The 16159-nt window shown below is 73.3% G+C and carries 17 protein-coding genes; 9 read left to right on the top strand and 8 right to left on the bottom strand.

Annotated features, from left to right (window positions below; all coding sequences use genetic code 11):
* The first annotated feature begins 82 nt into the window (after nt 1-82).
* Nucleotides 83-706: a TetR/AcrR family transcriptional regulator gene (locus ACGH52_RS04720; protein WP_059297258.1), complete on the top strand. Its 624-nt coding sequence runs from the start codon at nt 83-85 to the stop codon at nt 704-706.
* A 23-nt stretch (nt 707-729) separates the two neighbouring features.
* Nucleotides 730-2403, top strand: coding sequence for an FAD-binding dehydrogenase (locus ACGH52_RS04715; protein ID WP_399946632.1), 1674 nt, complete (start codon nt 730-732; stop codon nt 2401-2403).
* A 34-nt stretch (nt 2404-2437) separates the two neighbouring features.
* Here the strand turns inward: ACGH52_RS04715 and ACGH52_RS04710 are convergent, their stop codons facing one another.
* The 3 genes from ACGH52_RS04710 to ACGH52_RS04700 all read right to left on the bottom strand — a co-directional run bounded on the left by ACGH52_RS04710 (nt 2438) and on the right by ACGH52_RS04700 (nt 4128).
* A complete protein-coding gene (locus tag ACGH52_RS04710) occupies nt 2438-2791 on the bottom strand; it encodes a DUF488 domain-containing protein (RefSeq protein WP_121703920.1) in 354 nt (117 codons plus the stop codon).
* A gap of 61 nt (nt 2792-2852) precedes the next feature.
* Nucleotides 2853-3104 carry a WhiB family transcriptional regulator gene (locus ACGH52_RS04705; protein ID WP_059297255.1) on the bottom strand — a complete coding sequence of 84 codons (252 nt, stop codon included), beginning with the start codon at nt 3102-3104 and terminating at the stop codon, nt 2853-2855.
* 97 nt (nt 3105-3201) lie between these two features.
* Nucleotides 3202-4128 carry a LysR family transcriptional regulator ArgP gene (locus tag ACGH52_RS04700; RefSeq protein WP_210975502.1) on the bottom strand — a complete coding sequence of 309 codons (927 nt, stop codon included), beginning with the start codon at nt 4126-4128 and terminating at the stop codon, nt 3202-3204.
* An 80-nt stretch (nt 4129-4208) separates the two neighbouring features.
* Between ACGH52_RS04700 and ACGH52_RS04695 the strand changes: the two genes are divergently transcribed.
* Both ACGH52_RS04695 and ACGH52_RS04690 read left to right on the top strand, forming a co-directional pair.
* On the top strand, nt 4209-4823 hold the full coding sequence (locus ACGH52_RS04695) for a LysE/ArgO family amino acid transporter (RefSeq protein WP_059297253.1): 615 nt from the start codon (nt 4209-4211) through the stop codon (nt 4821-4823).
* A gap of 98 nt (nt 4824-4921) precedes the next feature.
* Entirely contained in the window at nt 4922-6232 is a 1311-nt protein-coding gene (locus ACGH52_RS04690; RefSeq protein ID WP_374103191.1) for an MFS transporter, read from the top strand.
* 7 nt (nt 6233-6239) lie between these two features.
* Here ACGH52_RS04690 and ACGH52_RS04685 read toward each other — a convergent pair whose 3' ends face one another.
* The 3 genes from ACGH52_RS04685 to ACGH52_RS04675 all read right to left on the bottom strand — a co-directional run bounded on the left by ACGH52_RS04685 (nt 6240) and on the right by ACGH52_RS04675 (nt 8731).
* Nucleotides 6240-6695 carry a cyclic nucleotide-binding domain-containing protein gene (locus tag ACGH52_RS04685; protein WP_059297251.1) on the bottom strand — a complete coding sequence of 152 codons (456 nt, stop codon included), beginning with the start codon at nt 6693-6695 and terminating at the stop codon, nt 6240-6242.
* A gap of 293 nt (nt 6696-6988) precedes the next feature.
* Nucleotides 6989-8467 carry an aminotransferase class I/II-fold pyridoxal phosphate-dependent enzyme gene (locus tag ACGH52_RS04680; protein ID WP_121703922.1) on the bottom strand — a complete coding sequence of 493 codons (1479 nt, stop codon included), beginning with the start codon at nt 8465-8467 and terminating at the stop codon, nt 6989-6991.
* Between the two features lie 48 nt (nt 8468-8515).
* Entirely contained in the window at nt 8516-8731 is a 216-nt protein-coding gene (locus tag ACGH52_RS04675) for a hypothetical protein (RefSeq protein WP_399937786.1), read from the bottom strand.
* A gap of 164 nt (nt 8732-8895) precedes the next feature.
* Between ACGH52_RS04675 and ACGH52_RS04670 the strand changes: the two genes are divergently transcribed.
* From ACGH52_RS04670 to ACGH52_RS04650, 5 genes are all read left to right on the top strand, one after another.
* Nucleotides 8896-9354 carry an ATP-binding protein gene (locus ACGH52_RS04670; protein WP_121703923.1) on the top strand — a complete coding sequence of 153 codons (459 nt, stop codon included), beginning with the start codon at nt 8896-8898 and terminating at the stop codon, nt 9352-9354.
* Nucleotides 9355-9538: 184 nt separating this feature from the next.
* Nucleotides 9539-10420 carry a SigB/SigF/SigG family RNA polymerase sigma factor gene (locus ACGH52_RS04665; RefSeq protein WP_121703924.1) on the top strand — a complete coding sequence of 294 codons (882 nt, stop codon included), beginning with the start codon at nt 9539-9541 and terminating at the stop codon, nt 10418-10420.
* A gap of 91 nt (nt 10421-10511) precedes the next feature.
* The gene (locus ACGH52_RS04660) at nt 10512-10763 is read left to right on the top strand and encodes a DUF5133 domain-containing protein (protein WP_121703925.1); all 252 of its coding nucleotides are present in this window, start codon (nt 10512-10514) and stop codon (nt 10761-10763) included.
* 138 nt (nt 10764-10901) lie between these two features.
* Complete coding sequence (locus ACGH52_RS04655; protein ID WP_121703926.1) at nt 10902-11735, top strand: DUF1206 domain-containing protein; 834 nt, start codon at nt 10902-10904, stop codon at nt 11733-11735.
* Between the two features lie 28 nt (nt 11736-11763).
* Nucleotides 11764-12198, top strand: coding sequence for a hypothetical protein (locus ACGH52_RS04650; RefSeq protein ID WP_059297244.1), 435 nt, complete (start codon nt 11764-11766; stop codon nt 12196-12198).
* A gap of 23 nt (nt 12199-12221) precedes the next feature.
* On the opposite strand, the gene ACGH52_RS04645 is transcribed toward ACGH52_RS04650, so the two are convergent.
* Together ACGH52_RS04645 and ACGH52_RS04640 are read right to left on the bottom strand one after the other, a co-directional pair.
* Nucleotides 12222-14468, bottom strand: coding sequence for an FUSC family protein (locus ACGH52_RS04645; RefSeq protein WP_193777833.1), 2247 nt, complete (start codon nt 14466-14468; stop codon nt 12222-12224).
* Between the two features lie 144 nt (nt 14469-14612).
* Nucleotides 14613-15989: an NAD(P)/FAD-dependent oxidoreductase gene (locus ACGH52_RS04640; RefSeq protein ID WP_399937780.1), complete on the bottom strand. Its 1377-nt coding sequence runs from the start codon at nt 15987-15989 to the stop codon at nt 14613-14615.
* Nucleotides 15990-16159 lie beyond the last annotated feature (170 nt).

Raw genomic sequence — 16159 nt, 5'->3', positions numbered from 1 at the left:
GGCCGTCCCTCCCTGTCCGTCCCTTTCGATACGTCGGTGTATCCGATACATTCCCGTATCGAACCGAGCGAAGGGGCCGGGCATGACGGCGAGGGCGACCACCGGGCGGGTGACCAGGCGGCGCGTGCGCACCCGCGCGAACCTCCTGGACGCCGCGTTCGCGGTGTTCGCCGCCAAGGGCTTCGGGCGGGTGTCGATCGAGGAGGTCTGCGAGGCCGCCGGGTACAGCCGGGGCGCCTTCTACTCCAACTTCGACAGCCTCGACGAGCTGTTCTTCGCCCTCTACGAGCAACGGGCCGGCCTGATCGCCGAGCAGGTGACCGCCGCCCTCGCCTCCGACGGCCCCGACCTGGACGTGCCCGCCGCGGTCGAGCGCGTCACCGAGGTGCTGCTCCTCGACCGCGACTGGCTCCTGGTGAAGACCGACTTCCTGGTGCACGCCGCCCGCGACCCCGAGGTCGCCCGGACCCTGCTGGAGCACCGGGCCCGCCTCAGGCGAGCGATCGCCGACCGGCTCGCGCGGGCCCGCGGACACACCGCCCTGCCCGCCGCGCTCGGCGACGCCGGGCAAGCCGCGCACGCCGTGGTCGCCGCCTACGACGGGGTCACCACCCAACTGCTCCTGGACCGGGACGTCGCAGGCGCCCGGGTCTGGCTGGGACAGCTGCTCACCGCGCTGCTCACCGACGGCGGCGCGCCTCAATGACGGAACAGGAAGGGACGGTCGCCATGGATGCCGACGTCATCGTGGTCGGAGCGGGACTCGCGGGCCTGGTCGCGGCCCACGAGCTGACCAGCCGGGGCAGGAGGGTCGCCCTGGTGGACCAGGAGAACGCGGCCAACCTCGGCGGACAGGCCTTCTGGTCCTTCGGCGGCCTCTTCCTCGTCGACTCCCCGGAGCAGCGGCGGCTCGGCGTCAAGGACTCCTTCGACCTGGCCTGGAACGACTGGCAGGGCAGCGCCGGCTTCGACCGGACCGAGGACGAGGACTCCTGGGCCGTGCGCTGGGCGCGGGCGTACGTCGAGTGGGCGGCGGGGGAGAAGCGGTCCTGGCTGGCCGGACACGGCATCACCTTCCTGCCCACCGTCGGCTGGGCCGAGCGCGGCGACCTGAGGGCGGGCGGGCACGGCAACTCCGTACCCCGCTTCCACATCGCCTGGGGCACCGGCACGGGGATCGTCGAGCCCTTCGTGCGGTACGCGAAGCAGGCCGCGCGGGACGGGCTGCTCACCTTCCACCACCGCCACCGCGTCGACCACCTGGTCGTCGAGGGCGGCACCGCGCGCGGGGTGCGCGGCACGGTCCTCGCGCCGGACGACTCACCGCGCGGCGTCGCCTCCAGCCGCGAAGCGGCCGGTGAGTTCGAACTCACCGCCCGGGCCGTGGTCGTCACCTCCGGCGGCATCGGCGCCGACCACGACATCGTCCGCCGCCACTGGCCCGAGCGCCTGGGCACCCCGCCCGCCGAGATGGTCACCGGCGTCCCCGCCTACGTCGACGGGCGGATGCTCGACATCAGCGCCGAGGCGGGCGCCCGCCTGGTCAACCGGGACCGGATGTGGCACTACACCGAGGGCCTGCGCAACTGGGACCCGATCTGGCCCGGCCACGGCATCCGCATCCTGCCCGGGCCGTCCTCCATGTGGTTCGACGCGCTCGGCCGCCGACTGCCCGAGCCGTACCTGCCCGGCTACGACACCCTGGGCACCCTGCGCCACCTGCGCACGGCCGAGGGTCTCGCGGAACACGACCACTCCTGGTTCATCCTCACCCGGAAGATCATCGAGAAGGAGTTCGCGCTCTCCGGCTCCGAGCAGAACCCCGACATCACCGCCAAGGACCGCGCCGGCTTCCTGCGCGAACGCCTGCTCGGCAAGGGCGCCCCGGCCCCGGTGGACGCGTTCCTGCGCAACGGCGCCGATTTCGTCACCGCACCGGACCTGAAACAACTGGTCGAGAAGATGAACCGGTTGACCGACCGGCCGCTCCTGGACGCCGCCGCGCTCCGGCGCCAGATCGAGGCCCGCGACCTGCAACTGGCCAACCCCTACGCCAAGGACGCCCAGGTGCAGGGCATCCGCAACGCCCGCCGCTACATCGGCGACCGCCTCGGCCGGGTCGCCACCCCGCACCGCATCCTCGATCCCGCGGCAGGCCCGCTGATCGGCGTCAAGCTGCACATCCTCACCCGCAAGACCCTCGGCGGCATCCAGACCGACCTGGACTCCCGCGCCCTGGGCGCCGACGGCACCCCGGTCGAGGGCCTGTACGCGGCCGGTGAGGTGGCCGGCTTCGGCGGGGGAGGGGTGCACGGGTACAACGCGCTGGAGGGCACCTTCCTCGGCGGCTGCCTGTTCTCCGGACGGGCGGCCGGCCGGGCCGCGGCGCGGCAGACCGCCTGAGCGACGGACGCGCCCGCGGGCCGCTCCGCGCCCCTCACCCCTCGTCGAGGAGGCGGAGCAGCACGGCGGCGTGGCTCTCGCCGGGGGACTTGGCCGCGGTCAGCAGCGTCACGTCCCCCGCCCCGGCCATTTCCCGTACGCGGCCGAGGAGTTCGCTCGCCTCCGACGCGGTCAGCTCCGCCTCGTACCGGCGGGCGAACTCCTCGTACGAGCCCTCGCCCGCGTGGTACCAGCGGCGCAGCTCGCTCGACGGGGTCAGTCCCTTGGGCCACTCGTCCACCCGCGCCGCGTCCTTCGACACGCCCCGGGGCCACAGCCGGTCCACCAGGACCCGCACGCCGTCGTCCGGCTCCGGCGGGTCGTAGACGCGGCGCACGCGTACGCTCATTGCGCTCCTCCCACGGCCGACGACGCTCGCGCCGACCTGTCTTAGGCGCGGGCGGCCGGGATCAGCCCGACCTCCGGCGCGCGGCCTCGCGCCGCTTGAGCGCCCGGCGTTCCAGCTCGCCGGTGCCGCCCCAGACACCGAGGGTCTGCCCGGTGTCGAGCGCCCAGCGCAGGCACTGCTCCTGGACCGGACAGGTCCGGCAGACCGCCTTCGCCTGCTCGGTCTGCAATGCGGCCGGGCCGGTGGTGCCGATCGGGAAGAAGAGGTCGGGGTCCTCCGTCCGGCATGCGGCGTGCTCTCGCCAGTTGTCCATCAAAGTCACCTGCGATCGGTATCGTTCGCGCCTTCGGGCATGGCTTGCTCCCTTGCGGGTGACCTGTCGACAGCGGTGCGAAACCGGCGGGGCCGGCTCAGGACGCCGTCCCGGTGCCCGGCGCCCGCCGGCGCAGCGCCCGCGCGGCCGCCGTCACCACGGCGTCCGCCACCGCGGCCAGCGCGGGGGAGTCCAGCTTCCACTGCTGCCAGTACAGCGTGACGTCCACCGCCAGGTCCGGGGCGAAGCAGACGAGCCGGCCGGTGCCCAGTAGGGGTTCCGCCTGCGGCTGCGGCACCATGCCCCAGCCGAGACCGGCGGCGACGGCCTCGGCGAAACCCTCCGAGGTCGGCACGTAGTGCCGCACGGTACTCGCGCCCTCGTGACCGAGCCGCCGCGCGAAGGCGTCCTGGAAGTCGTCCCGCCGGTCGAAGACCACCACGGGGGCGTCGGCGACGGACTCCCGCGGCGGCCCCGTCAGATGCCGGGCGGCGAACGCGGGGGCGGCACAGGGGAGATAGCGCATCCGGCCCAGCTCCCGGACCGTGCAGCCCGGCACCGGTTCGGGCGACGAGGTCACCGCCGCCATCACCACGCCCTCCCGCAGCAGCGTCGCCGTGTGCCCCTCGTCCTCGCGGCGCAGTTCGAAGCAGAGGGCGGGTTCCCGGGGGAGCCGGGTCAGGGCGGGCAGGAACCAGGTCGCCAGCGAGTCCGCGTTCACCGCCACCGACACCCGGGTCGGCTCGCCCTCCCCGCGCAGGCCCAGCTCGGCCGAGGCGTCCCGCTCCAGCCGCGCCACCTGGCGGGCCAGCCGCACCAGCACGGCACCGGAGTCGGTGGCCCGCACCGGCTTGGTGCGCAGCAGCAGCACCCGGCCGGTGCGCTGCTCCAGCGCCTTCACCCGCTGGCTGACCGCGGACGGTGTCACGTGCAGGGCGGCGGCGGCCGCGTCGAACGTGCCCTCGTCCACCACGGCCAGCAGGGTGCGCACGTGGTCCAGCGGCAGATCCGCGAAGGTCGTCATCACGTCGTCATCACGAGCGCTAATGTTACGTAAGAATCTTTAGCTGTACGTCCAGTGATCGCCCGCTTAGCGTCGAGGGCATGAACAACGCCCTCACGGCAGCCGCCGCCGGATTCGGCACCGGACTCTCGCTCATCGTCGCCATCGGTGCCCAGAACGCCTTCGTCCTGCGCCAGGGCGTCCGCCGCGACGCCGTCCTCGCCGTGGTCGGGATCTGCGCGCTGTCCGACGCCCTGCTCATCGCCCTCGGCGTCGGCGGGGTCGGTGCGGTCGTGGTGGCCTGGCCGGGCGCGCTGACCGCCGTCGGCTGGATCGGCGGGGCCTTCCTGCTCTGCTACGGCGCCCTGGCCGCCCGGCGGGTGTTCCGTCCGTCCGGCGCGCTGCGGGCGGACGGCGACGCCGCGGGCTCGCGCCGCCGGGCCGTGCTCACCTGCCTGGCGCTGACCTGGCTCAACCCGCACGTCTACCTCGACACGGTCTTCCTGCTGGGCTCCGTCGCCGCCGACCGGGGGCCGCTGCGCTGGACCTTCGGCGTCGGCGCCGCGGTCGCCAGCCTGGTCTGGTTCGCCGCGCTCGGCTTCGGCGCCCGCTACCTCGGCCGCTTCCTGGCCCGGCCCGCGGCCTGGCGGGTCCTGGACGGCCTGGTGGCCGCCACCATGATCGCCCTGGGTGTCTCCCTGGTCGCCGGGGCCTGAGCCGGGCCGGACGCGGCCCCACGCGTTGCGGAGTGCTCGAACGGAGCTGCGATAGTGATCCCCGCAACCGAAAGATGTACCGAGCACGTAGGAAGCGCGTGGACACCAGCGAGAGCAGCGGCGAGAGCGGCACCGAAGCGGACACGAAGGCCTCGGCGCCGGAGGGAGTACGGCAGCGTGGGTGGCGCCGCTGGGCCATGGACACCCGCCCCCTGCGCCGCCCGGCCTACCGCAGACTGTGGTCCTCGACCATCGTCACGGCCGTCGGCAGCCAGCTCACCGCGGTCGCCGTACCGAAGCAGATCTACGACATCACCGGCTCCTCGGCCTGGGTCGGCGCCGCGAGCCTCGCCGGTCTGCTGCCCCTCATCGTGTTCGCGCTGTGGGGCGGCGCGGTGGCCGACACCGTGGACCGCCGCAAGCTGCTGCTGATCACCAACGCCGGCATCGCGGTGACCTCGCTGCTCTTCTGGATACAGGCGGTCGCCGGCCTGGACTCGGTGGCCGCGCTGATGCTGCTGCTCGCGCTGCAACAGGCCTTCTGGGGCCTCAACGCCCCGGCCCGCAACGCCTCCATCGCCCGCCTGGTGCCCGAGGACGAGCTGCCCGCCGCCAACGCCCTCGGCTCGACCGTCATGCAGACCGGGCAGGTGGTCGGCCCGCTGCTCGCCGGTGCGCTGATCCCGGTGATCGGACTGCCGGAGCTGTACCTGATCGACGCCCTGGCCCTGTGCGTCACCGTGTGGGCGGTCTACAAGCTGCCTTCCCTGCCGCCGCTGGCGGGCACGGCGGTCCGGCGCGCGGGCGTGCGCGAGGTCGTGGCCGGATTCCGCTACATCGCCGGGCACAAGGTGCTGCTGCTGTCCTTCCTGGCCGACATCGTCGCCATGGTCCTCGGCATGCCCCGGGCCCTGTTCCCGCAACTCGCCGCCGAGACGTACGCGCCCTACGGCGAAGGGCTCGCGCTCGGCCTGCTGTTCGCGGCGATCCCCATCGGCGCGGTGGCCGGCGGACTGTTCTCCGGCACCTTCTCGCGGGCCCGCCGGCACGGCTGGATGGTGATCGGCGCGGTCGTCGTCTGGGGGGCCGCCATCACCGGTTTCGGGCTGAGCGGCAGCCTGTGGCTCGCGGTGGCGTTCCTGGCCGTGGCCGGTGTCGCCGACATGGTCTCCATGGTGTTCCGCGGGGCGATCCTGCTGTCCGCCGCCACCGACGAGATGCGCGGGCGCATGCAGGGCGTGTTCACCGTCGTCGTGGCGGGCGGCCCGCGACTGGCCGACGTCCTGCACGGCGCCGCGGGCTCCGCCTTCGGCGCGCGCGAGGCGGTGGCGGGCGGCGGGCTGCTCGTCGTGGCGGTGATGCTGGCCCTGGCCGTCGCGGTGCCGGCGCTGCGCCGCTACCGCGTCTGACCGCGCCTCACAGGGAGCCGCGTCCGTGCAGTGCGTAGTGCTCCATGAGCCGGCCCCTGGTGGACTCCAGCCGGTGGGCGAGGATCTCCGCGACCGACCGCACCAGCACGATGCCCAGCTGCGGGTCGCGCTCGCACAGGTCGAGCACCGACGCCGCCTCGAACTCGTAGGCGCGCACCGGGCTGAACGCCTCGGCGCCGAAGTCCCACTCGTAGGGCGGGAACAGCCAGGACCAGCCCAGCAGGTCGCCCGCGCCGAGACTGGCGACCGTGACCCGCTGCAGGGACGTCACCTGCTGGGTCAGGGAGACCGCGCCGGAGCGGATGACCCAGAAGCGGTCCGCCCTGCCCCCCGCCTCGAAGATCCGGTCGTCCTCCGGGAAGGAGACCTCCTGGGCCAGTTCCATCAGCCGCGCGCGCTGGGGGAGGGGGAGGGCGGTCAGGAGTTTGATCGCTTTGGTCATGGCACGGGACTCCTCGCCGGCGATTCGGTTCCGGGGCTTTCCCTATGCCCATTTCAGTCGCTGTCGCCGTCCTGAGCACCTCGGCGGAGGGCGGGATCCCGTAGGGATTGCGTGCCGGAACCGGGGACGGGAGCGCGAGGGCATGAAAAAGCCCTGGCCGGACGGGGGAGGCCGGCCAGGGCCGTAAGCGGTGACCGCGGAGGACGTTTCGGTCGACTCCGTCGCCACGTATGGATGAACGCTAAACCATCTCGGTTCGTTCCGCGAATCCGGCCCCCGTCACGTGACTCGTCTCACCCGCCGTCCCCCGCGACGACCCTGATCGTCTCCAGCGCCGGGTCGGTCGGGTCGGGGAGGTACATCCCCGCGTCCAGACCGGTGCGCAGATAGCGCAGGACCGGCTCGGCCAGCCGCTCACCCGGCAGCACGGCCGGAATACCGGGCGGATACGGGGTGATCATCTCCGCCGCGACCCGGCCGGCGGCCCGGTCCAGGGGCACGTCCTCGGTGGGACCGAAGAACGCGTCCCGGGGCAGGCACACCTGCGGCATCCGCAGCTCGGCCGGCGCCGGGACCTCGACCCGCGGAGCCGGGTCGAGACCGGGGGCGGCGCGGGCGAGGTCCTTGAGCGCGGTGAGCAGCTCGCCGGCGGTCTCCCGGTCGTCGCCGTGGGTGATCTGCGCGCCGATGCGGCGGTGGTCGGTGATGTGGGCGACCACGCCGCGGTTCTCCCGCAGCCAGTCCGCCGCCTGGAAGCCCGAGACGCCGAGCCCGGCGAGGTCGATGACGACCGGCAGCGGATCGAAGCCGTGGGCGGCCCCCGGGCCGCAGAAGTCGTCCCGGTCGTTGACGTGCATGCCGTCGATCTCCTCGACGGCCGCCCGGACACCGGCCGCCAGCTCCAGGGCGCCGCCCATCAGCTCCTGCCCGCGCAGCGCCATCTGGCGGCGCCAGCCGTCGAGACCGGCGAAGATCAGTACCGACGGGCTGGTGGTGCTCAGCAGGTCGGCGCGCATGCCGAGGAGCTTCGGCTGCACCAGGTCGCCGCGCAGATGGAAGACCGAACCCTGCTCCAGACCGCTGCCCATCTTGTGAATGCTGGTCACGCAGATGTCGGCGCCCGCGTCCATCGCCCAGGACGGCAGATCGGGGTGGAAGGGCAGGTGAGCCCCCCACGCCTCGTCGACGATCAGCGGCACCGAACGCCGGTGGCAGACCTGGGCGACGGCCCGCAGATCGGCGCTCGCGCCGTACGGCGTCGGGCTGGTGACCAGGGCGCCCTTGGCGTCGGGGTGGGCGGCGAAGGCCTCCTCGAACGCCTCGGCGGACGGCGGATGGGCCAGATGCCGCTGCGCGTCCCAGCGCGGTTCCACCCACACCGGCTCGATGCCGGACAGGATCAGCCCCGAGACCACGGACTTGTGGGCGTCCCGGCCGATCAGCAGCTTCTCGTGCGGTCCCGCGACCGCCAGCATCGCCGCCTTCACCGACAGGGAACTCCCGCACGTCGAGAAGAACGTGTGATCGGCGTGGACGGCGTCCGCCATCAGCTCCTGGGCGCGCTGCAGCACCCGCCCCCGGGTGAGCCGGTCGTCGAGTCCGGCCGTCGCCAGCACGTCACCGTAGAACACGGCGTCACCCAGCACCTCGCGCACCGCGGGGTCCGCCCCGCGGGCCTGCTTGTGCCCCGGCGGCGTGAACGACAGCCGCCCCTCGCGGCGGTATTCGACGAGGGCTTCCAGGACCGGTGCTCGGGTGTGATCCGCTGTCATGCCGACCGGTTTCCCGTCCGGCGCCGCGGCAATCCGTCCCGCGGCCCCTCACCCCGTGTGCCGGCCCGGGGTCAGCACCTCGTCGAGCACCCGCAGGACCGCCTCGTACGCCACCGTCCGTACGGCGGCCTCCCGCGCGGCCTCCGGGTCGCTCGACCGCAGTTCCTCGCTGCGCGCCCGCCAGATCCGCCTCTCCTCCAGCGCGCAGGCCCTCGCGCGGTGCATCCGGCGCAGCAGTTCGTCCGAGTCCACAACATCCGTCATGCACTCCGCGTACCCCCGCTGGGCGCCCGGATGGCCCCCGGGACCGCACGGACGACCGGGGGAGCGGAGGTTTGCCCGTACCGGCAGAGGTCAGCCGACAGTGACGAGGCCGCGGCGCGCGCACGGCCGGACCGGACCGTCCCCACCTATCAGGGAGCTGACGGATGCGTGACAGGGACACGACTCAACCCGTCGTCGAACAGCGCGGCGAGGACATCTGCCGCCGGAACCGGCCGTGCAGGCCGGCCGACGCGCGCAGGGCGGTCGAACGGGCCGTCACCGACTGCTCCGGCGCCCACGGCGGCGGGTCCTGCGACGCGGGCGCCCTGTCGGACGCCGTACTCGTCGCCTCGGAGCTGACCACCAACGCCATCCTGCACGGCGGCGGCATCACCGACTTCCGGGTCGATCTCGTGGGACCCGGCAGGCGAGCGGGGGTGCGCCTGTCGGTGTGCGACCGCAGCCACGACCTGCCGGTGGCGGTGCCCGCCACGGACGACCGGGGCCGTCGGCGCCTCGGCGGCCGGGGCTGGCCGATCGTCTGCCGACTGGCCCGCGAGGTGCGGGTGGCAGATCTTCCCTCGGGAGGCAAGTGCATCACCGTGGTCGTTCCGCTGTCCTGATGACTTTTCGAAAAGCGGAGTTTGTTCCACCGGGTCAGGGGCAGTCGCAGATTCGTGCTTCGGACCGGAGGCGCAGCAGCGGGAGCGGTACGGCTGCTTCGGTGCCCCGGGTGCGCCCGGGCGACCCGGACCAGCGCCGTTCCCGCGGAAGTCCCCTGAGACCACCGTTCAGGAGCGGATCCGCATGCTCATAGAAACGCCCACCATCCGTCCCGGTACCCCCCAGTCCCCCGAGTCCACTCAGCCCGTCGACCCCTCGAACGCCGCCGCCCGCCGTCGGCACGACGACGCCCCCGACACCATGGCCCTCTTCGGCCGCCTCGCGGGGCTGGCGGAGGGGCCCGAGCGCGACGCCGTCCGCGACGAGCTGGTCACGGCCTGGCTCCCCATGGCCCACCGGATCGCCGGGCGGTTCCGGGACCGCGGCGAGTCCATCGAGGACCTCCGCCAGGTCGCGGCGCTCGGCCTGGTCAAGGCGATCGACCGCTTCGACCCGGAGCGCGGGGCCTTCGAGAGCTACGCCGTGCCCACCATCACCGGTGAGGTCAAGCGCCACTTCCGTGACCGGATGTGGGCCCTGAGGGTGCCCCGCCGGGTGCAGGAACTGCGCAACAAGGTGCGCGTCGCCCGCCGGGAGCTGGCCCAGAGCCCGGGCAGCCCCGAACCCTCGGTGGCCGCCCTCGCCGCCCACACCGGGCTGACCGAGGACGAGGTCGGCGCCGGGATGGAGGCGCTGGAGAGCTTCAGCACCCTGTCGCTGGACGCCGAGCTGTCGGCCGGCGACGACGGCTACAGCCTCGCCGACACCCTCGGCGCGGCCGACGGCTCGTACGACACCGTGATCGACCGCGAGTCCGCCAAGGAGGGCCTGCGCAAGCTGCCCGAACGGGAGCGCGCCATTCTCTACATGCGCTTCTTCGAGGACATGACGCAGAGCCGGATCGCGGACTGCCTGGGCATCTCGCAGATGCACGTCTCGCGGCTCATCAGCCGCAGCTGCGCCCGCGTCCGCGACGAGGCGCTGGGAGAGCGCACGGTCCGCTCCGGACACCCGGCGCGGACCTGATGGGCCGCCGGGGCGACTAGCCGGACGGAAGGCGAACACCGGAGACACCGGGGACACCAGGAACATCAGGAACACAGGGAGGGACGGACGGATGCTGATGCCACACCCCGCGGTGCTGCGCAGACTCCTGGCGGAGTACGAGGCCGCCGCGGTGGACGAGCCCGCCGACGCGACGGGCCGGCCGGGCCCGCGGACCCGGGACCTGGAGTACACGCTGTGCGTGTCCACGGGCACCCGTGATGTGCGGCGGGCCCTGGAGACCGCCCGGCGCCACCTCGCGGACGCGTCGGCACCGGGGCCGCAGCCCGTTCCCGGCGGCGCGCACGCGGGAGTGGCGGACTGACGCGAGGAACGGCCAGGGGCACGACGGAGACGACCGCCCGTACACCACCAGTCGGTGTGCGGGCGGTCGCCCGTCCACCAGCACTCCGGTGTGCGCGGGCGATGCCGGGGCATGCGCAGTCCGGGAGGGGAGGTCCACATGAACGCACGTGTCCTGGCACGTACCGGCCGAGGCCACGCCCGGCGGGCCGCGAACGGATCGGCGGCCGAGGGGGCCGCCCGGGCGGGGCTCACCGCTCGCGGCGTCATCTATCTGCTGGTCGGCATCCTGGCCCTGCGGATCGCCTTCGGCAGCGGAGACCGGCAGGCGGACCGGGGCGGCGCCCTGGCCGAGCTGTCGGACCGGCCCTTCGGCGCGGTGCTGCTGTGGGCGCTGGGCGCCGGACTCGTCGGAATGGCCCTGTGGCGGCTGTCCGAGGCGCTCTTCGGAGTCACCGGCAAGGACGGGCACACGGCGAAGAAGCGCCTGCCCGCCGCCGCCCGCTGCGTCTTCTACGCGTTCGTCGCCTACTCCGTACTGGCCTTCGCGGCCGGAACCGGCGGCAGCGGCTCCAGCGACCGGCAGTCCCGGGACGTCACCGCGAAGGTGATGGAGATGCCCGCCGGCCGGTGGCTCGTGGGCGCCGTCGGTGCCGGGATCGTCGTCGCCGGAGTGGTGATCGCCGTACAGGCGCTGCGCCGCACCTACCGCAAGAAGATGAAGCTCGGCGGGCTCAGCCCCCGGGCCCGGCTGCTGGTCGACGTCACCGGCGTCGGCGGCGGGACGGCCCGCGGCATCGTGTTCGCCGTGGCGGGGGGCTTCGCCGTACGGGCCGCCGTCGACTACGCGCCCGACCGGGCCAAGGGACTCGACGACACCCTCCGCTCCTTCGCCGACACCTCCCTCGGTCCCTGGCTGCTGGCCTGCGTCGCCGCCGGTCTGGTGCTGTTCGGCGTGTTCTCCTTCACCCTCGCCCGCTGGCGGAGGGTCTGAGCGGCCCGGCACGGGGAACACGGGGCGCATGAACGAACACGAGATTCCTCCGCCGGACGGACGTCCCGTGGACGTCTACCTCGACCTCCTGCGCGTTCGCATGCCGAACGACGACTACCAGATGCTGCTCAGCGTGGTGGAACCGGTCCTCCGGGCGATCGACGAGCAGCAGATGCCGACCATCGACTTCTCCCTGGACGGGGACAACGCCGAGGCGCTGCCCCAGGAGATCCGGGACGAGGCCGCACTCGTCATCGCCACCGCCGTCACCGGACGTCTCGACAACGAGGTCGTCGAGATCGACACCGACGAGACCGGACCGGTCCGGGTCGTCACCGACGCGGCCACCGCCTCCGACCCCGAGCGCCTCGGCGAGATCGCGGACTACCTCAAGGAACGCCACCAGCAGAACGAGGAACTGCGCGGCATCGCCGAGGCGAGCGGTCTGCCCAGCGACTTCTGACCCTCACCGGCTCGGTGGCCCCGTCAGTGCTGCGGCGCCCTGACGGTCACCCCCAGCGGCCGGGCGAGGCCGACCACCGCCTCGTCCAGCCGCTCCAGGTGCCGCAGCACCCGGCCCGTGATGCGGCCGTAGCGCGGCACTCCGGCGGCGTCCGGCTCCAGCAGCGAGGCGATGCTCGGCCCGGTCTCCACCTGTGCCACGGCGTTCTCGTCGGTGACGTGGGCGGCGATCGCCTCGATGTTGCGCACCGTGCGCCGCACCGCGCCGCGCAGCCGCGGGTCGGCCGCGATCGAGGGATGGGTGGGCAGCAGCTCGGCCGTCGCCGCCAGCGACCGCGCGTGATAGGCGCAGGTCTCCAGCAGCGCCACCACGTACTGGGCCGTGTCCCGCCGGGCCCGCAGCGGTGTGATCGGATGGGTCAGCGGCTGGGTGGCGGCCCGCAGGTCGCCCAGCGCCTGGTCCAGGTCCCGCGCCGTGTCCAGCAGGTCGGCCGCCGGCCCGCCGCTGAGCTGGTCGACGGCGCCCTCCGTCACATCGGTGAGCCGCTCCAGCACCGTGCCCAGCAGTTCGTTCGTACGCCGGTCCGTGCGTATCGGCAGCACCAGCGCCGCCGCCACGATCCCGCAGGCCGCGCCGAGCGCCGTCTCCTCGATGCGCAGCACCAGCACCGACAGGCTGTAGGTGTGCAGCAGCGTGTACAGCAGTCCGAGCATCGCGGTGACGAAGAACGACATCAGCGTGTAGGACAGCGGCGCGGTGTAGAACATCGCGAAGATCAGCACCAGCACCAGTGCGAACGCCGTCCAGGTGTGGTTGCCCACCAGACCGGCCAGCACGATGCCCGCCACCACCCCCAGCACGGTGCCGAGCAGCCGGCGGTAGCCCTTGACCAGGATCTCGCCGGTGGAGGCGGTGTTGATGAAGACGATCCAGCAGGTGAGCACCGCCCAGTACCAGCGCTGCGAGGACAGGAACTCCCCGCCGACGATCGCCAGCGAGGATCCCACGGCCACCTGCACCGCGGCGCGCGTGGTGGGCCGCCGCAGCCCGGTCTGCTCCTCCTCCTCGGCCGCCTCCTCACCGGCGTCGATGGCCGCGTCCTCCGCGTCCAGCTCCTCCCGGGAACGGGCGGTGGCCGGTGAGTCGTCGGACTCGTCCTGCGGCCCGTCCAGCGCGATCCTCAGGCCCATGACCGCCCGCGCCGTCTCTCCGATGCCGCGGAACACGTCCTGGACGGCCGCGGTGGCCTCGGGCAGGTTCTCCTCGTCGCGGTAGCCGAGCAGCCGGTTGCGCAGGTGGGACAGCGCCGTTCCGCGCGCCTCCGCGGGCGGCCGCAGCACCAGGGTGCGCAGCGCCGTGAGGTCGCGGCGCAGGGTCTCCGTGGCCTCGCCGGGCGCGGGGGAATGGCCCACCGTGGGGGCCGGTGCGCCCGGCAGGTGCAGCGTGAGGGTGTCCGCCCGTTCGGCGCTGCGCGCGGTCAGCAGCAGCAGCCCCAGGCGCTCGGCGGCGATCTCGGCGTCCGCGATGCGCCGCTGCACCAGGCGCGCGGTGGACGCGTCGGGTGTGCCCTCGTCCAGCCGGGACTGGATCATCAGGGCGGTCTCGTGCAGGCGCGCGGTGCCGTCCCGCAGGCGCTGCAGCGTCCTGTCGATGTCGTCGGGACCGGCGTCCAGCAGATCGATCTGCGTCGCGATCAGCTGGGCCAGCCGGGCGCGGAAGGCCTGCCGCAGCATACTCAGGATGCGCGCGGGCGTCGCCGGGACCACCCCGAAGCGCACCACCGCGCTGGACGCGAACGCCACCGCGACGGCGGCCCACAGCCCCGGCAGCCCGGAGACCTTCGCACCGACGAACAGCGACACGAAGTAGACCTGGAAGCCGATCAGCCCGAGCGCCGTGCCCCGGTCGCCGAACCGGCGCACGAAGACCGCGCAGAAGATCAGGACGACGAAGAAGGCGTCACCGAGGACGACCCGCGAGGTGAGCAGCGTGCTCAGCGAGACCGAGGCCAGGGCGACGGGCAGGCCCAGCGCCAGCGTGACGGCCTGCGGGCCCAGCTCCTTCTCCCGGATGGCGAACGTCGCGACCATCGCCGCGATGGCGCCCGCCACCAGATGCTTGACGTCCACGCCGAACACGGCGAGCACGCCCAGTGTCAGCGCGACGGCGCCCACCGTCCGCAAGCCCGTCGTCAGCCGCAACAGCCCCGGGTCGGACGCGGCGACGCGGTCCCGCAGCCGTGTCCGCGCCGAGCGTCCCGCTGCCTTCACGCCGCCGTACACTCTCCCGATTCACAGCCGGCCCTCACGGCCGGTTCCAGCCATGTCCCGGCCGGTTCACGCCGAGATCCACTTCTCAGCATGTCATGCCCCGGCCCGCCATGGGCCGCCGGGGCGGGCCGGGACGGCCGGCGGTCAGGGCTTCGCCCGGTCGGCGTCCGCGACCCGCTCCCGCACCTGTTCCGGCGTCAGATAGGCGTCGGTGTACTCGAAGTCCTTCAGCTTGGCGGGCTTGCGGGCCTGGAAGCCGGTGCGGACGAAATCGTCGCCCGCCACCGCGTTCAGCGCCCAGTTGGCCGCCACCCGGGCCTTCGCCACGCCCGTGCGCAGCGCCGACCAGTGGTAGCCGCGGGCCACAGCCTGCGCGGGCAGGCCCGTCAGCTCCACCCCGAGCGGCTTGGAGACCGCGTCGGTGCCGCCCAGGTCGACGACGAGCCCCAGGTCCTTGTGGACGTACGGCCGCATCGGCTGGTTGCGCAGGGCGGCGATGAGGTTCTCGGCGACGTGCTTGCCCTGCCGCATCGCGTGCTGGGCGGTGGGCGGGCAGACGGCGCCCTCCTGCCCCTTGGCGAGGTCGGGCACGGCCGCGGAGTCGCCGAGCGCGAACACCCCGTCGTGGTCCGGCAGGCACATCTCCGCGGTCACCGCGAGCCGGCCCTTGACCGTCTCCGCGCCGAGCGTGGCGATCAACGGGCTCGCGACCACGCCCGCCGTCCAGATCAGCGTGCGGGTGGGAACCACCCGGCCGTCCGTGAAGGTGACCTCCTCCGGCGCGGCCTTGGCGATGGAGACACCCAGCGAGATGTCGATGCCGCGCCGCGTCAGGATCTCCTGCGCGTCGTGGCCGAGCTTCTCGCCCAGCTCCGGCATCAGCTTCGGCGCGATGTCGATCAGATGCCACTTGATCAGGGCCGGGTCGAGCCGGGTGTAGCGCTTGACGGCCGCGTGCGTCAGCCGCTGCAGACACGCCGCGGTCTCGGTGCCCGCGTAGCCGCCGCCCACCACCACGAACTGCAGCCGGGAGGCGCGCTCCACCGGGTCCTGGCTGGCGTCGGCGAGGTCCAGCTGCGAGATGACGTGGTCGCGGATGTACGCGGCCTCCGCCAGCGTCTTCATGCCGAACGCGTTGTCGGTGAGCCCGGGGATGTCGAAGGTGCGGGTGATGCTGCCCGGCGCCAGCACGATGTAGTCGTAGGGCTCGTTGACGATCCGGTCGGTGATGGTGCGCACCACGCAGACCTTCGCCTTGAGGTCCACCCCGATGGCGCCGCCCGGGATGATCCGGGTCCGGTACTTGCTGCTGCGGCGCAGCGAGAGCGCGATCGACTGGGGGGTGAGCACCCCGGCCGCGACATGCGGCAGCAACGGCAGATAGAGCTGGTAGGAGAACGGGGTCACCAGAGTGATCTCGGCCTCGTGCGGCGAGAGCCTGCGTTCCAGACGACGGACGCACTCCACGCCGGCGAAGCCTGCGCCGACCACCAGGATCCTGGGTCGTGTCACGGTGTTCATCCCTTTCTGCGGCTCCGGGGCGGTCTGCCGCGGACGCCATTCGCCTGCCCGAGGATCGCCGCTTCGCACCTCGTCCATGCGACCGCGCCCGGACCGCTTCGGCCAGCCGGGTGCGGCAGGCAGGCGACGCGCCCTGATCACCACCATGCCCCGCCCGGCCCGGGAGCGCA

Source organism: Streptomyces sp. BBFR25, from assembly GCF_044590125.1.
Taxonomy (GTDB): domain Bacteria; phylum Actinomycetota; class Actinomycetes; order Streptomycetales; family Streptomycetaceae; genus Streptomyces; species Streptomyces canus_D.
Note: the sequence above shows the minus strand (reverse complement) of the source record. Positions and strands in the feature narration are given on the sequence as shown.

Coding starts and splice junctions, on each gene's coding strand:
- ACGH52_RS04720 (WP_059297258.1), top strand. CDS start 83: ATGACGGCGAGGGCGACCACCGGGCGGGTGACCAGGCGGCGCGTGCGC.
- ACGH52_RS04715 (WP_399946632.1), top strand. CDS start 730: ATGGATGCCGACGTCATCGTGGTCGGAGCGGGACTCGCGGGCCTGGTC.
- ACGH52_RS04710 (WP_121703920.1), bottom strand. CDS start 2,791: ATGAGCGTACGCGTGCGCCGCGTCTACGACCCGCCGGAGCCGGACGAC.
- ACGH52_RS04705 (WP_059297255.1), bottom strand. CDS start 3,104: ATGGACAACTGGCGAGAGCACGCCGCATGCCGGACGGAGGACCCCGAC.
- ACGH52_RS04700 (WP_210975502.1), bottom strand. CDS start 4,128: ATGACGACCTTCGCGGATCTGCCGCTGGACCACGTGCGCACCCTGCTG.
- ACGH52_RS04695 (WP_059297253.1), top strand. CDS start 4,209: ATGAACAACGCCCTCACGGCAGCCGCCGCCGGATTCGGCACCGGACTC.
- ACGH52_RS04685 (WP_059297251.1), bottom strand. CDS start 6,695: ATGACCAAAGCGATCAAACTCCTGACCGCCCTCCCCCTCCCCCAGCGC.
- ACGH52_RS04680 (WP_121703922.1), bottom strand. CDS start 8,467: ATGACAGCGGATCACACCCGAGCACCGGTCCTGGAAGCCCTCGTCGAA.
- ACGH52_RS04675 (WP_399937786.1), bottom strand. CDS start 8,731: ATGACGGATGTTGTGGACTCGGACGAACTGCTGCGCCGGATGCACCGC.
- ACGH52_RS04670 (WP_121703923.1), top strand. CDS start 8,896: ATGCGTGACAGGGACACGACTCAACCCGTCGTCGAACAGCGCGGCGAG.
- ACGH52_RS04665 (WP_121703924.1), top strand. CDS start 9,539: ATGCTCATAGAAACGCCCACCATCCGTCCCGGTACCCCCCAGTCCCCC.
- ACGH52_RS04660 (WP_121703925.1), top strand. CDS start 10,512: ATGCTGATGCCACACCCCGCGGTGCTGCGCAGACTCCTGGCGGAGTAC.
- ACGH52_RS04655 (WP_121703926.1), top strand. CDS start 10,902: ATGAACGCACGTGTCCTGGCACGTACCGGCCGAGGCCACGCCCGGCGG.
- ACGH52_RS04650 (WP_059297244.1), top strand. CDS start 11,764: ATGAACGAACACGAGATTCCTCCGCCGGACGGACGTCCCGTGGACGTC.
- ACGH52_RS04640 (WP_399937780.1), bottom strand. CDS start 15,989: ATGAACACCGTGACACGACCCAGGATCCTGGTGGTCGGCGCAGGCTTC.